The organism is Nocardiopsis sp. NPDC058631 (assembly GCF_042716955.1).
GTDB lineage: Bacteria > Actinomycetota > Actinomycetes > Streptosporangiales > Streptosporangiaceae > Nocardiopsis.
The window spans coordinates 15709-28454 of sequence record NZ_JBHXQY010000063.1 but is presented as its reverse complement, the minus strand read 5'-3'; the positions used below and the strand labels follow the sequence as shown (position 1 = coordinate 28454).

The 12746-nt window shown below is 73.8% G+C and carries 10 protein-coding genes and 1 pseudogene; 3 read left to right on the top strand and 8 right to left on the bottom strand.

All coding sequences use genetic code 11. From position 1 onward, the window contains the following. The 6 genes and pseudogenes from ACFWTE_RS20155 to ACFWTE_RS20130 all read right to left on the bottom strand — a co-directional run. Positions 1–872: pseudogene (locus ACFWTE_RS20155) on the bottom strand (hypothetical protein); the annotation flags it as partial. 3 nt (positions 873–875) lie between these two features. Then, the gene (locus tag ACFWTE_RS20150) at positions 876–1820 is read right to left on the bottom strand and encodes an ATPase (protein WP_378781134.1); all 945 of its coding nucleotides are present in this window, start codon (positions 1818–1820) and stop codon (positions 876–878) included. A 10-nt stretch (positions 1821–1830) separates the two neighbouring features. Continuing rightward, entirely contained in the window at positions 1831–3156 is a 1326-nt protein-coding gene (gene eccD, locus ACFWTE_RS20145) for a type VII secretion integral membrane protein EccD (protein WP_378781132.1), read from the bottom strand. A gap of 86 nt (positions 3157–3242) precedes the next feature. Then, a complete protein-coding gene (locus tag ACFWTE_RS20140; RefSeq protein ID WP_378781131.1) occupies positions 3243–4220 on the bottom strand; it encodes a TNT domain-containing protein in 978 nt (325 codons plus the stop codon). Positions 4221–4270: 50 nt separating this feature from the next. Continuing rightward, the gene (locus tag ACFWTE_RS20135; RefSeq protein WP_378781129.1) at positions 4271–4567 is read right to left on the bottom strand and encodes a pore-forming ESAT-6 family protein; all 297 of its coding nucleotides are present in this window, start codon (positions 4565–4567) and stop codon (positions 4271–4273) included. 19 nt (positions 4568–4586) lie between these two features. Beyond that, positions 4587–4916, bottom strand: coding sequence for a hypothetical protein (locus ACFWTE_RS20130; protein WP_378781128.1), 330 nt, complete (start codon positions 4914–4916; stop codon positions 4587–4589). A gap of 542 nt (positions 4917–5458) precedes the next feature. Here ACFWTE_RS20130 and ACFWTE_RS20125 point away from each other — a divergent pair. The 3 genes from ACFWTE_RS20125 to ACFWTE_RS20115 all read left to right on the top strand — a co-directional run bounded on the left by ACFWTE_RS20125 (position 5459) and on the right by ACFWTE_RS20115 (position 11751). After that, positions 5459–6889 (top strand): DUF6177 family protein, encoded by a 1431-nt coding sequence (locus tag ACFWTE_RS20125; RefSeq protein WP_378781126.1) that lies wholly within the window; start codon positions 5459–5461, stop codon positions 6887–6889. 177 nt (positions 6890–7066) lie between these two features. Continuing rightward, positions 7067–11068, top strand: coding sequence for a type VII secretion protein EccCa (gene eccCa, locus ACFWTE_RS20120; protein ID WP_378781125.1), 4002 nt, complete (start codon positions 7067–7069; stop codon positions 11066–11068). Positions 11069–11193: 125 nt separating this feature from the next. Then, positions 11194–11751, top strand: coding sequence for a hypothetical protein (locus tag ACFWTE_RS20115; RefSeq protein WP_378781123.1), 558 nt, complete (start codon positions 11194–11196; stop codon positions 11749–11751). 61 nt (positions 11752–11812) lie between these two features. Here ACFWTE_RS20115 and ACFWTE_RS20110 read toward each other — a convergent pair whose 3' ends face one another. Then, positions 11813–12403, bottom strand: coding sequence for a hypothetical protein (locus ACFWTE_RS20110; RefSeq protein ID WP_378781122.1), 591 nt, complete (start codon positions 12401–12403; stop codon positions 11813–11815). Next, positions 12400–12738, bottom strand: coding sequence for a divalent-cation tolerance protein CutA (gene cutA / locus ACFWTE_RS20105; RefSeq protein ID WP_378781121.1), 339 nt, complete (start codon positions 12736–12738; stop codon positions 12400–12402). The genes ACFWTE_RS20110 and cutA overlap by 4 nt, the downstream gene beginning before the upstream one ends. Between the last annotated feature and the right edge of the window lie 8 nt (positions 12739–12746).

Sequence of the window (12746 nt, the reverse complement as noted above, 5' to 3'; positions counted from 1 at the left end):
CCCGGCGGGAAGTACTGCCGCGGGGACGGCTGAGCCCCGGACGGCGCCCGCGCACCGGGATACGGCTGCTGCGGACCGGACTGCTGGGGTTCCCACGGCGCGTGCTGCGCGCCGGGGTCGGAGCGCGGCGTCGTTCCCGGAGGCGGGCCCTGGCTCTGCGGAGGCGCGGGCGGCGGCTGCGGCGGCGCCGGCATCGGGGCACCGGACAGGAACGCCTCGGCCATCGAGTCCTGGGCGAAGGTCTGCGGCTGCTGCGGGGGCTGCTGCGGCGCCGGGGGAGGAGGGGTCTGCGGACCGGAGTGGCCCGCCCACGGCGTCTGGTTGGGCCCGGTGGGTTGGTGGGGGCGCGGCGGCTCGACCGCGTAGGGGGTCGGGGGGAACGGGCCCGGCAGCGGAGGACCGCCCTGGTCCGAACGGTCCTCTTCGGGCCCGGCCGGGAACCAGGGAGCGGGTCGGCGGGACGGCTGCGCACCGCTGTCGCCCCACTGCGGCGGCCCGCCCGGCCGGCCCTGCGGTCCGGGCGTGTCCGGCAGGGGCGGCGTGGCGGTACCAGCACGGTTCGGGTACGGGGGGACCTGCGGACCGCTCGGCGCGGTGTTCCCCCACGGCCGGGGGTCCGGACCCCCGGCCGGGGCGGGAGGCCCGTGGCCGGTGTGCGTCCCCGGACCGGAGCCGTCCGGCCGACCGCCGCTGGGCCCCGCCTGCCCCGTACCCGGGACGCCGGGCGAGGGCGTGCCCTGGTCCGGGTGGCGCGGACTGCCACCGGAAGGGTTCTCCGCCCCCTCGTGCGGCTCGAAATACCCGCCCTCCCGGCGCGGGGTCCCCCGGGGAGGGGTCCCCTGCTCGGGATCGGTCCCGTGGTGCTGGTTCACGGCCTACTCCCCTCCTTCGGTGCGTACGCGTGCGGTCGGGACTCCGTCGACGGCGCGGCCCAGGGCCTCGGCGGCGACGAGCTGGACCATCCGGTGGGTGGCCTCTCCGATCAGCCGCGGGAGCACGGCGGTGCCCTGGGCGATGTGCCGGTCGTGCGGCAGGACCACGACGGCGGCACCGCTCTCCGCGATGATCCGGACCGTGCGCGCCACGTCGAACCCCGGGTCCTCGCGCCGCCGTTCGTCGAAGACGACCACCACGGTCCGTCCCGCCTCGTCCCGCCGGGCCCCGGCCAGGGAGTCCAGCTCGCGCCCGACCCTGAGCGCGGACTCGCGTGTCGCCCGTACCACCATCACCCGGGAGTGCGCACCCGCTCCGACGGCCGCGGAGAACGCGCCGTCGGCGCCTCCCGCGACGAGCGTCACCCCGAAGAACCTGGAGATCGGCAGCAGCCCCGCGGAGTAGGCGTCCGCCCGGTCCGGGTCCGCCCTCACCGTCCACAGGCCGTCGTTGACCTCCCCGAGACTGCCGCACACCGACTCGAACCCGGTGGGGTCCACCCCGCCCAGGTCACCCGGTTCGGCAGCTCCCAGACGGTCGGCCATCGAGGGCTCCCGTCCGGTGGCGTCCACCGCCAGCACCCGGTCGTGGCGCAAATGTGCCAGGGCCCGGGCGACGAGGGCGGTGACCACCGCCGCGTCCGCGCCCGTCCCCAGGTCGTCGACGAGGATCCGGCGCCCCGTCGAGGTGGGGCGCTGCAACCGCCGTCCCAACTCGATGGCCTCGGCCACCGCGTCCACCGGTCGGAACGGCCGCAGGACCGTGCGCCCGACCCTGCGGACCCAGCCGTCCGCGGGCACCGGCCGCGACGGGGCCGCGACGGCGGGCGGAACCGGGTGGGCGTGCACGGCGGGCGCCCCTGACGGGTAGGTCTGTGAAGCGTTCATCGTCCCCCGCTCAGAAGGTCGTGAGGAGTCGCTGGTAGGTACCGAAGGCGCCGATCGCCAACGGCACCAGGACGACGACGGCGATCGCCTCGAACCTGCTCGTGACACCGCGGAGCCTGGCGCGCACGTGCTCGGGCTGCTCGACGGACAGGACCACGGTCGGGATGGCCGCGACCGCGACCACGATGCCCAGCGCGGGCCACACACCCCACGCCGCGGCGTCGGCCCACGCGAACAGGAAACTCATCAGGACCACCAGGCTCGCTCCGATGAGCGCCGACTTCTGGGCGACCAGGGGGAACAGCCGGGCCCGGCTGGCCACCACGAGGGCCAGCACGACCGAGAGTCCCGCCGTCCACCAGTCGAAGTGGGTGGCCAGGCCGAGCCCCGCCGTGGCCGTGGCGACGGCGACCGAGACGGTGGCGATCACCAGGCTCCGGTGTGCCCCGGCCACCGACGTGAGGACGTCGCCGCGGGCCACGGCGTCGCCGGAGCTGCGCCGGTCGTCCAGCACGGCGAGCCCGGAGAAGGTCAGGGCGAGCCGCAGGAGCAGGCTCAACAGGATCACGCAGGCCACGGTCATGATCGCGGCGACCTGGTAGGAGGGCAGTCCGAACGCGGCGCCCGCCGACCACACGGCCGCCAGGGCGAGCCCCACGCCGCCGCCGGTCAGCCCGCCCCGGCCCAGGGTCGAGGTGAGTCCGAGGAGCAGGGCCAGGCCCGACACGAGGGCGGCGGCACCGCCCCAGCGCGCCCACTCGGGCCAGCCGAACTGGTCACAGGCCAGCCAGAGGGCCAGCCCGCCGACCGCCGTGCCGCTGATCGCCAGCGCCGTGCCGAGCGGCTCGCGCCAGGTCGGTCCGACGGCCGCGCCGACCGCCACCAGGAGGGCGGCGACCACGGCCAGGCCGACGATGCCTCCGGCCGCGGAGAAGTACCCCTGGAGGACCCACCCCGCCCCGAGGGAGAGGACGACCAGTGCGAGCGTCGCGGTCCACCTGGCCGCCTCCGGGTTCCAGCGCCCCTGGTGGCCGTCCAGTGCCATGGACACCGCCTCGGGCACCTCGTGCACGACGGGCGCCGGCACCGGCTCCTCCGCCCGGACGAGCCGCAGTACGGCCCCGTCGGCGACCTGCCGGTCGGCGAGGGTGGTGCCGCCTTCCAGGACGATCCCGGACGCGGTGATCAGGTGGCGCAGCTTCGCGGGGTTCTCCACCTGGTCCCCGAGGAGGTCGAGGACCTCCGGCATGAGCGCGCCCACGGGTTCGCCCGCGGGCAGGACGGCGTCGACCCTGCGCTCCTCACCGACGAGCGTTACCCGGCTCCAAGCGGTCATTGCCTTCCAATCCTGCTCTTGCTTCTCGGGTGGCGGTCCACCACCGTCTTCGGGTCCGGACACGGGGACGGCCCCGTGTCCGCGGGTCAGGCGGGTACGTCGCTGACGGCGATGCGTTCGAGGTAGCCGTTGCCGACCAGCCAGCGGACCGTGGGCGCGGGGGGAACCTCGGAGAACCCGGCCGTGTCGAGCGTGAAGCGGATCCCGCCGCCGGGCCGCTCCTCGTGCGCGGGCGCGGCGGTGGCGCTCACCTGGAAGGGGTGGATGACCCGGTAGCGGTGGTAGAGCTCCTCGCCGTCCGCGCCGGTGCGGGCGTATCCGGGCAGGCCGCGCTCCCCGAACGGGGTCCCGTCGGGGAACAGGTACCGACCGCTCTCCTGGCCGAAGGTGTCGACGACGTCGCCGACCTCCAGGCCGTGCAGGTAGGAGCCGCCGCTGCGCTCCTCCAGGTTCTCGCCGACGTCGGTGACCAGTTCCGCCGTGGCCTCCGCCGTCTCGCCCTCCTCCGCCGGTGTGAGGACGGTCGGTCCGGGCTCGGTGGTGGCCAGCTCCTGGTAGAGCCAGCGGGCGGCCTGGTCCTCGGTCGTGAACTCCATGCCGGGGCGGCCCTGGTCGAAGTCGATGACGGCCGCGGCCAGGTAGCCCTCCTCGTCCTGGGTGATCAGGTAGTAGCTGTCGACCGTCTCGGGTTCGGGGCGGGGCTCTCCGGGGAGCACGTACAGGCTCCCGGGGACCCCCGCCCCGTCGAGCTCCTCGCGCGCCTGGCCGAGGGTGACCTGGGCGCCGACCCAGTCACCGGGGATGGGCGGGACGGCGTTGTTGGCCGGGCCGGACGCCTCCTGCTCCTGTTCGACCCGCTGGGTGCTGAGCTGGGTACTGACGAACGACCAGCCGACGGTGCCGCCGCAGATGACGGCGGCGAGGCAGGCACTGATCGCCACCTTGCCGAAGTTCTCGTCGAGGCGGCGCCGGGTGCGCTGTCCGCCGAAGAGGACCGCCTCCCGGAGGCGCTGGCGGCGCACGGCGACGGACTCCAGCAGCTGACTGTCGTAGTCGCGTGCCAACCGTGCTCCTCGTTACCTCTCGTGTGCCTCCCGCCCCGCCCCGGGACCGGTCAGATGTTCTGGACCGCGGAGTTGGCGCGGCTCAGGGTCTCCTGCGCGGTGGAGTCGTTGGTCTCCAGCGTGTCGCGCACCAGCCGGATGATCTCACGGACCTCGTTGCCGGCGTTGTGCCACTTGAGTTCCTTGGCGCTGTACTCCTCGGACACTCCGGTGGCCTCGAAGTCGGCCATGGCCGCGCTGACATCGGTGTCGCGCTCGCCGATCAGCGTTTCGAGGCGGTTGGTGATGGTGTTGATGTTGGCCTGGGCCTCCTGGGAGGCTCCGACGTCGTAGGCGTTCGAGCTCATGCGGGCTCCTCAGAGGTGGTCAGCGGAACTTGGCTGCGTCGAAGTTGGCCGCGCCCATGTTCTGGTTGGCGTCGTCGGCCATGGTGTCGGCACCGGTGGTGAAGGCGGTGTTCATGCCGCCCTGCCCCTCCTGGATGGAGCCGAGGCCGGCGCGCAGGTCGGCGGTGATGCTGTCGGCCTGCAACTTGAAGGAGTCGAAGGCCGCCTTGCCCGCGCCGTCGAACTTGCCTGAGAGGGGTTCCGCTGCCTGGACGAGCTGTTGGATGAGGCTGGTCAGCTCGTCACCGGAGCCACCGGTGTTCTGAGCCAACGTGTTCAGCGTGCTATCGCCGACTTCCCAGCGTGACAACTGTTCACCTGCTTTCCTCGGGGGAACTCGCGAGGCGGTCGCCTCCCGAAGGGAGGATGCACGCGCAGTCCCCGTGGTTCGGAGGGAGAGTCCCGGAACCAGGGAATGGACTCGATCACCCCTGTGGGGAGGATCTGCATAATACAAGCGCCCTGTGACGGAGAAATAGACGCACTCCGCGACCTGTGGACGACGGTCGACACGATGGAGGGCCCGGTCCCCGCGAACCGCCGACGTCCGAGGAGGCCGGGCAGGTCGTGGGCGCTTCCGGTGCCGGGGGCGTCCGGGCAGGACGGACCTCGGGGCAGCGGCCCCGCGGCGCTCCCCCCACCCACCGGGTGCGTGGCCACATCCGGCCAGCGCCCCGCCCTCCGCCCCCGCCCCGTGCGGCGCGGGCGGAGCCTTCCGCGCACCTCCGCCGCCCCGGAGGGGCCCCGCGCACCGCCGCCGGTGCGACCCGTGGCCCGGGGCGACCGCGACTGGCCGCTCACCACCGGTTCGGTAGGGTTTCCGCGCCAGGTGACACTCCCGAAGGAGCCCTCTTGAGTCACGACGTGGTCGCTCTGTTGCCCGAGGCCCCCGCCCGGCGCAGCCTCATCGACGCCCTGGTCGCGGCCGGGCCCGAACTGCGCGTGCGCTCGGTCTCCGAGGGCGCGGTCATCGAGCTGCGCGACGACTCCGGCAGGCTCGTCGCCGCCATGCAGGCCGCCCAGCGGCTGGCCCTGTCCGCCGAGGCCGACCGGCTCCTCACCGACGGGATCAGCGACGAACTGCCTGCCCAGCCCTACTGGGTGGAGGCCCGCGGCGCCGAACTCGCGGACGTCGACACCGCCGCTCTGGTGCTGCGCTTCGCCGAACACCTGGTCGAGCGGCACGGCGGCGCGGTGTGGGTCCCGAAACCACGGCTGACCGGGCGCGACGACAACCTCACCGGAGCCACCGACCACCCCGCCGTCACGGCCCTGACGGAGAAGGCGTTCGTCGTGGTCCAGGACCGCCCCCTGGTCCCCATGAGCGGGTGGCTCGTCGACGCCACGGCACGCCACGGCCGCGAGGGCCGCCACCTCCAGGTCGTCACCCCCGCGGACAGCAGGATCACCCACTCCCTCCGCTCCCTGCTCACCGACCGCACCGCGCGCTGGGTCGTGCGCAACCGCGACGGCGGCCACCACGACGGGTTCTCCGGCGTGCCCCTCGTCTGGGACCCGGTGTCCGCGTTCGTCGTGGACGGGCCCGCCGCCCCCGACGCGCGGCCCCATCCCGACTTCCGCTGGTCCGAGGCCGACGGCGCCCCCGGCTCGCAGCTGCTGATCGACTTCCAGCTCGTCCACCCCGCCACCGCGAGCCTCCGGCTGGGCGGGGCCGTGGAGCTGGTCTCCGGCCACCTCGCCGGCACCGCCCCCGCGCTGTGGGGCACCAGCGAACCCCTGACGCACGCCTGGGACCGGGACCGGATCACCGGTCTGTGCCGCCGCCGCGCCCCCGGGGCCACCTGGCTGACCTTCACCGGTCCCCCGGAGAGCGTGCGCGAGGGGGGCGCCCTTCCGTTCACCGGAACCCTGCGGGTGAGCACGGTCCCCGACGGCGTCCGGGAGAGCGTCACCCTCGCGGTGGGCCGGCCTCCCGGCGAGGAGCCCGACTTCTCCGCCCTGAACGCCATGGTCAAGGAGCTCTCCGCGAACGAGGCGCTGCGCAGCCTGACCGTCCAGCGCCTGCTCGGGCGGGCCGACCTGACCTATGCCCCCCGCTGGTCCGGCCTGCCGGTCCCCGTGGGTTTGGCCGTCGGTGTCGACGGTGTCTCCTCGATGGGCACGGACCGGGCCCTGTCCGCCCCCGTCAGGGGCGTGCCCTTCGGCCCCCCGATGACGCCCGCGGTCTGGTACCGGATCGGCGACGGCACCGAGCCCGACTCCTGGGACCGCTTCCGCGCCCTCATGGACCACCTCCGCCCGGCCGACACACCCTCCGCCTGACCGCGCGGCCCCGGTGCGCGGCCCCTCCCGGCTCCCCGCGAGCGGGGCCCGTGCGACGCTTCGTACCCCTGTGCGCGGCAAGGACCGCGGAGTCCCGTCTTCGGTAGGGTTCTCCCGAGCACGGGCGCCCCGCCCCCACGCCCTCGTCTTCCCGCCCCTGCGCCGAGAGGAAAGCCGATGAGCCTTCGCGTCGTGCACCGGCCGACACGAACCGTCCATCCCACTCCGGTCCAGGAACCGCACGAGGTGGAGGCCCCTCCGACCCTCCCCGACGGCAAGACCCAGGGAAACCCGCTGATGACCATCCTGCCCATGGTCGGCATGATGGCGTCGCTGACGATCATGATGGTCATGCGCAACCCGGCGTTCATGGCGCTGGGCGGCGTCGTCCTGGTCGTCGCCCTCCTCGCGGCCCTGGGCATGCTGTTCTCCCGGCGCGGCCAGGTCACCCGCCAGCGACGCAACCAGCGCGAGCTGTACCTCCAGTACCTGGAGGAGCTGCGGGAGGAGCTCGGCGGGTGGGAGCAGCGCACCCGCGCGCACGCCCGCCTGCTCGATCCGCCCCCGGAGGCCCTGTACGACGTCGTCCGCGACCCCACCCGCCTGTGGGAGCGCCGCCGCAGGCACCGCGACTTCCTCCGGGTGCGCGTGGGCAGCGGCCTGACCGAGGGCCGCCCCCTCCGCCTCGCCGAGCAGGGGACCGCCCTCACCCCCACCGACCCGTTCATGCTCTCCGAGGCGCAGGCGGCCATCCGCCGCTTCGAGTCGGTCCCCGAGATGCCGCTCACCCTCCCCCTGGACATGGCCGGGAACGTCAGCGTCATCGGCGAGCGCGAGGACGTGATGCGCCTGGTCAGATCGCTCGCCGCCCAGTTCGGCGCCTTCCACGCCCCCGAGGACGCCGGGCTCGCCGTGTCCTACCCGGCCGAGAACGCCGACGACTGGTCCTGGCTGCCGTGGCTGCCCCAGGCCCTCGACCCGCAGCGGCGCGAGGGCGGTGCCGCCGTCCGCCTCATCGCCCCGACCCCCGCCAAGCTCGGCGGGCTGATCGCCGACGAGCTGCGCTCACGCACCGACTTCGCGTCGGAGGTCCGCCGCGGCATGGGCAAGCGTGAGGCGTACCGGATGATGCGGCGCCTGCTGGTCATCCACGACACCCACGGTGAGGTGGCCGCCGAACTGGTGCGGCCCGACGACGCCGTGGACCCGGCCGACCTCGGCGTCACCGTCCTGCACCTGGTGTCGCGCCAGGTCGACGAGCCCGGCGACGTGAACCTGCGGGTCACGGTCGAGGGCGACCAGGTGCGGGTCGAGGAGCTGCGCGGCGCCGACCCGGTGGTCACCAGCGGCACCGTCGACGACGTCTCCGACGCGACCCTGACCGGTCTGGCCCGCATGCTGGCCCCGCTCCGCCTGTCCCCGGAGTCGATCGAGGAGACCGCCCAGGAGGGCGGCAGCGTCGACTTCCCCTCGATGATGGGCGTGCAGGACCCCGGCGCCGTCGACGTGCAGCGCCTGTGGGCTCCGCGCAGCGAGCGGGCGTTCCTCCGTGTGCCGATCGGCGTGGACGACATGGGCCGGCCCGTGATCCTCGACCTCAAGGAGTCCGCGCAGCTGGGCATGGGCCCGCACGGACTGTGCGTGGGCGCCACCGGTTCCGGCAAGAGCGAGATGCTGCGGACCCTCGTCCTGGCGCTGGCCGCCTCCCACCCGCCCGAGCGGGTGAGCATGGTCCTGGTCGACTACAAGGGCGGCGCCACGTTCGCCCCGTTCGAGGACATGCCGCACGTCGCCGGGGTGATCACCAACCTGGAGGACGACGCCGCGCTGATCGAGCGCGTGTACGCGAGCCTGTCCGGCGAGGTGCAGCGCCGCCAGCAGATGCTCCGCGACGCCGGAAACGTGTCCAACATCGGCGACTACACGTACAAGCGCGAGCACGACCCGAGCCTCCCGCCGCTGCCGCACCTGCTGGTGATCATCGACGAGTTCGGCGAACTGCTGACCGCCCGCCCCGACTTCATCGAGCTGTTCCTGTCCATCGGCCGGATCGGCCGGAGCATCGGCGTGCACCTCCTGCTGTCGAGCCAGCGCATCGAGGGCGGCAAGCTGCGCGGCCTGGACACCTACCTCTCCTACCGGCTGGGACTGCGGACCTTCTCCGAGGAGGAGAGCCGCACCGTTCTCAACACCCCGGACGCGTTCCACCTGCCGTCACTGCCGGGGTTCGGCTACCTGAAAGTCGACACCAGCGTCTACCAGCGGTTCAAGGCCGGGTACGTGTCCGGCGCCTACCGGGGTCCGGTGGCGGAGGAGGAGGTCACGGAGGGTACGCCGTCCGTGCGCCCCTACACCGCGTACAACGGCGAGGCCGGGCAGGACCCGGCCGCGGCGGTCCAGTCCTCCGGGGAGGACACCCCGATGCCGTCCCGGACGGTCGGCCCGACCCTGCTGGACGTGATGGTCGGCCAGTTCGGCCGCCACGGGGAGCGGACCCGGGAGATCTGGCTGCCCCCGCTCCCCTCCGCGACCACGCTGGACATGGTGGCGGGCGCACCGGAGGAGGGCGAGCGGGGCCTGCGCCTGCCCGGCACCCACGAGCCGATGCACGTCCCGGTCGGCGTACTGGACGACGCCACCAAGCAGTGGCAGGGCGTGTGGAAGCTCGACCTGACCGCGTCCGGGGGCCACGCGGCCGTCATCGGCGGCCCGCAGAGCGGCAAGACGACACTGCTGCGCACCCTCGTGCTGTCGCTCGCGCTCACCCACACCCCGGACCAGGTGACCGTGTACTGCCTGGACCTGATGGGCGGCGGCCTCCAGTCGCTGGCGTCGCTGCCGCACGTGGGCGGGGTGGCGGTGCGCACCGACAACGAGCGCGTCCGCCGCACCGTCGAGGAGGTCCAGGGGATGCTGGAGCACCGGCAGACGGTGTTCCGCGACCGCGGGATCGACTCGGTCGCCCAGTTGCGCCGTATGCACGCCCGCGGCGAGGTCCCCGAGCTGGCCAGTGCCGACGTGGTGTTCTGCATCGACGGGTTCGGCGCCCTGCGCAAGGACTTCGAGGACATCGACCCGAAGGTCACCGACCTCCTCCAGCGCGGCGGCGGGTTCGGCGTCCACGTGGTGGCGGGCATGCTGCGCTGGAACGACGTCCGGATCGCCGCCCAGTCCAACTTCGGACAGAAGGTGGAACTCCACCTGAACGACTCCTCGGACTCCACGATCGACCGCAAGCTGTCGGAGACGATCAGCGCGAAGGCCCCCGGGCGCGTCCTCACCGACGCCGAGCTGTTCGGCCAGGTGGCGCTGCCACGGATCGACGGGGTGGCGGACGGCGACAACCTGGGTGAGGTCGTGGAGAAGACCGTCCGGTCCGTGGACCAGGCCTGGCGGGGCAAGCGCGCCCCCAAGGTGCGCATCCTGCCGCACCGGTTGTCCGCCCGCACGCTGCCGACGGTCGAGTCGGAGCCGCGCACGGTGCCGATCGGCGTGGACGAGCGCGCTCTGGAGCCGGTCCTGCTGGACCTGTTCGAGCGGGACCAGAACCTGCTGGTCCTGGGCGACGGCGAGTGCGGCAAGACCAACCTCCTGCGGCTCATCGCCGAGGGGATGGTGGAGCGGTACTCGTCGGACGAGGTGGTGTTCGCGGTCATGGACCCGCGCCGCACCCTGCGCAACGTGGTCCCGGAGGAGTACATGGGCGGCTACGCGAGCAGCCCGCGCGTGTGCGCCGGGCTCGCGGGCGGTGTGGCCAAGGAGGTGGAGGGCCGCCTGCCCGAGGACGGGGACATCGACTCCCTGGAGCCGGGTTCGTTCAAGGGCCCGCGCATCGTGGTGCTCGCGGACGACTACGACGTCCTCACCACCGCGGGTCAGAAGCCGCTGGCCCCGTTCGTGCCGTTCGTGCCGAACGGACGCGACATCGGCCTGCACTTCGTGGTGGCCCGCCGGGTGGCGGGGTCGGGGCGCGGTATGTACGACCCCCTGGTGCAGGCGATGCGTGAGATCGGCACGAGCGCCCTGGTGATGTCGGGTGACCGGAGCGAGGGGCAGCTGCTGCCCCGGGTGTACGCGGCCCCCCAGCCCCCCGGCCGCGGCAAGTGGGTGACCCGGGGCGACACGGGGCGGCTGATCCAGACGGCGGTGCGCGAAGCCCCGGTCCCGGACCGGGTCTGACGCCCGGGGCGACGGGTCGGGCCGGGAACGGCGGTCTCCGCCCCTCGCCCGACCGGCGTCCGTTCCGTCCGTTCAGGGGCGGAAACAGCTGGATAACCGTTGTGCGCCGTTGGTATGTTCTCGCAATGACACGATTCGCGGGGTTCCTCGTCGGTGCCGGATTCGGCCTCGCCTTCGTCCTCGCCAACTCCGGGCCGCCGCTGGCTCCCACGGTGGCGCTCGTCCTCCGCGTCCTCGCGGTGGCCGCGCTGGTCGCCGTCATCGCCCTGGTCGTCGCGATCGGCCGCAAACCCGCCGCGGAGCCGGACCCCGACGCCCCGCGGATGCGGTTCGGCGTGTTCTTCGGTGTGGTCCTGGTCATCGAGGCCGTCGCGCTGTTCGGCGGCATCCAGGTGTTGAGGATGCTGGACGCGCCGATGCAGGCCAACGTCGCCTGGATCGCCCTCGTGGTCGGGCTGCACTTCCTCCCGCTGGCCCGGCACTGGCGGAGCCGGTCGTTCGTGTTCGTCGCCGCCTACATGTCGGTCCTCGGTCTCGCGGGGCTGGTGATGGCGTTCGCCGGGTACCCGGAATGGGTGCCCTTCGTGAGCGGTGTGGTCACCGGCGCGGGCATGCTCACCGGCATCGTGATCTCGCTCGCCGCCGTCAACCGGCAGGCCGCCGCAGCGCCCCTCGGAACCTGACCGCGCCCTCGCCGCGCCCGTCCCTCGGTGGTCCGGCGGTCCCGCCGAGGGGCGCTGGGCCTCAGGCCATGCCGCGCAGCCCGACGAGGAGGTCCGCCAGGGCCTCGGACGCGTCCTCGGGCGATGCCTCGCGCACCGTCCAGCCCCGCATGCCGGCGAGCCGCGCCACGTGCGCGAGGGCCGGGTCGGTGAGCAGGTAACCGCAGGGGGCGTCCGGCCAGTCGGCCACCATGGGCAGCTGCTCGGACCGGTAGGCGGGCGGCTCACCGGGAGGCGGCGCCCCGGACGCCGCGCCGTCCGGGCTCTGCGAGCGCACGATGTCCGCCCGGGTGGCGCTGCCCGGCTGGGGCAGGAACGCGTCCACCAGCACGTAGCCGAACACCGGCCGGTGGGCCGCCCGCTGCGCCGCGCCCACCGCTCCCAGCAGCGGCCCCGCCTCACCCTCGGCGACGAGTGCCGTCGGCGCGTCCGGCGCGACCAGCCGGTTGATCTCCAAACTGGCGCGTGCGACATAGCGAGCCGCGTGCGGCGGGAGTTCGTCGCCGCCCACCTCGGGTCGGACGGCGGTCAGTTCGTGTTCGGGCAGCCTCCGGGCCAGGTCGGGCAGTCGGGTGGCGGCGCCGAGGGGCGGGGGGAGGAGAACGGCGATCACGCGGTGCGGTCTCCCCTGGTCTCGTCGCGCACCCATGCCAGGTACGAGGGGTTCCCGCCGGTCACGGGCACGGCGACGACCTCGGGGACGTCGTAGGGGTGGATGCCGACGATGTGGGCCGTGAGATCGTCGAGCCGGTCCGCGGCGGTCTTGGCGACCACCCTCCACTCCTCGTCGTCGTGGACGGCGCCCTCCCAGCGGTAGAAGCTGGTGATCGGCCCGCTCACCTGGGCGCACGCCGCGAGGCGGTGCTCGATCACCGACCGCGCCACCCGTTCGGCGCCGTCCCTGGTGTCGACGGTCGTCTCGACCCGGACGGTCTCGTGCTGCGGCATGGTCGTCC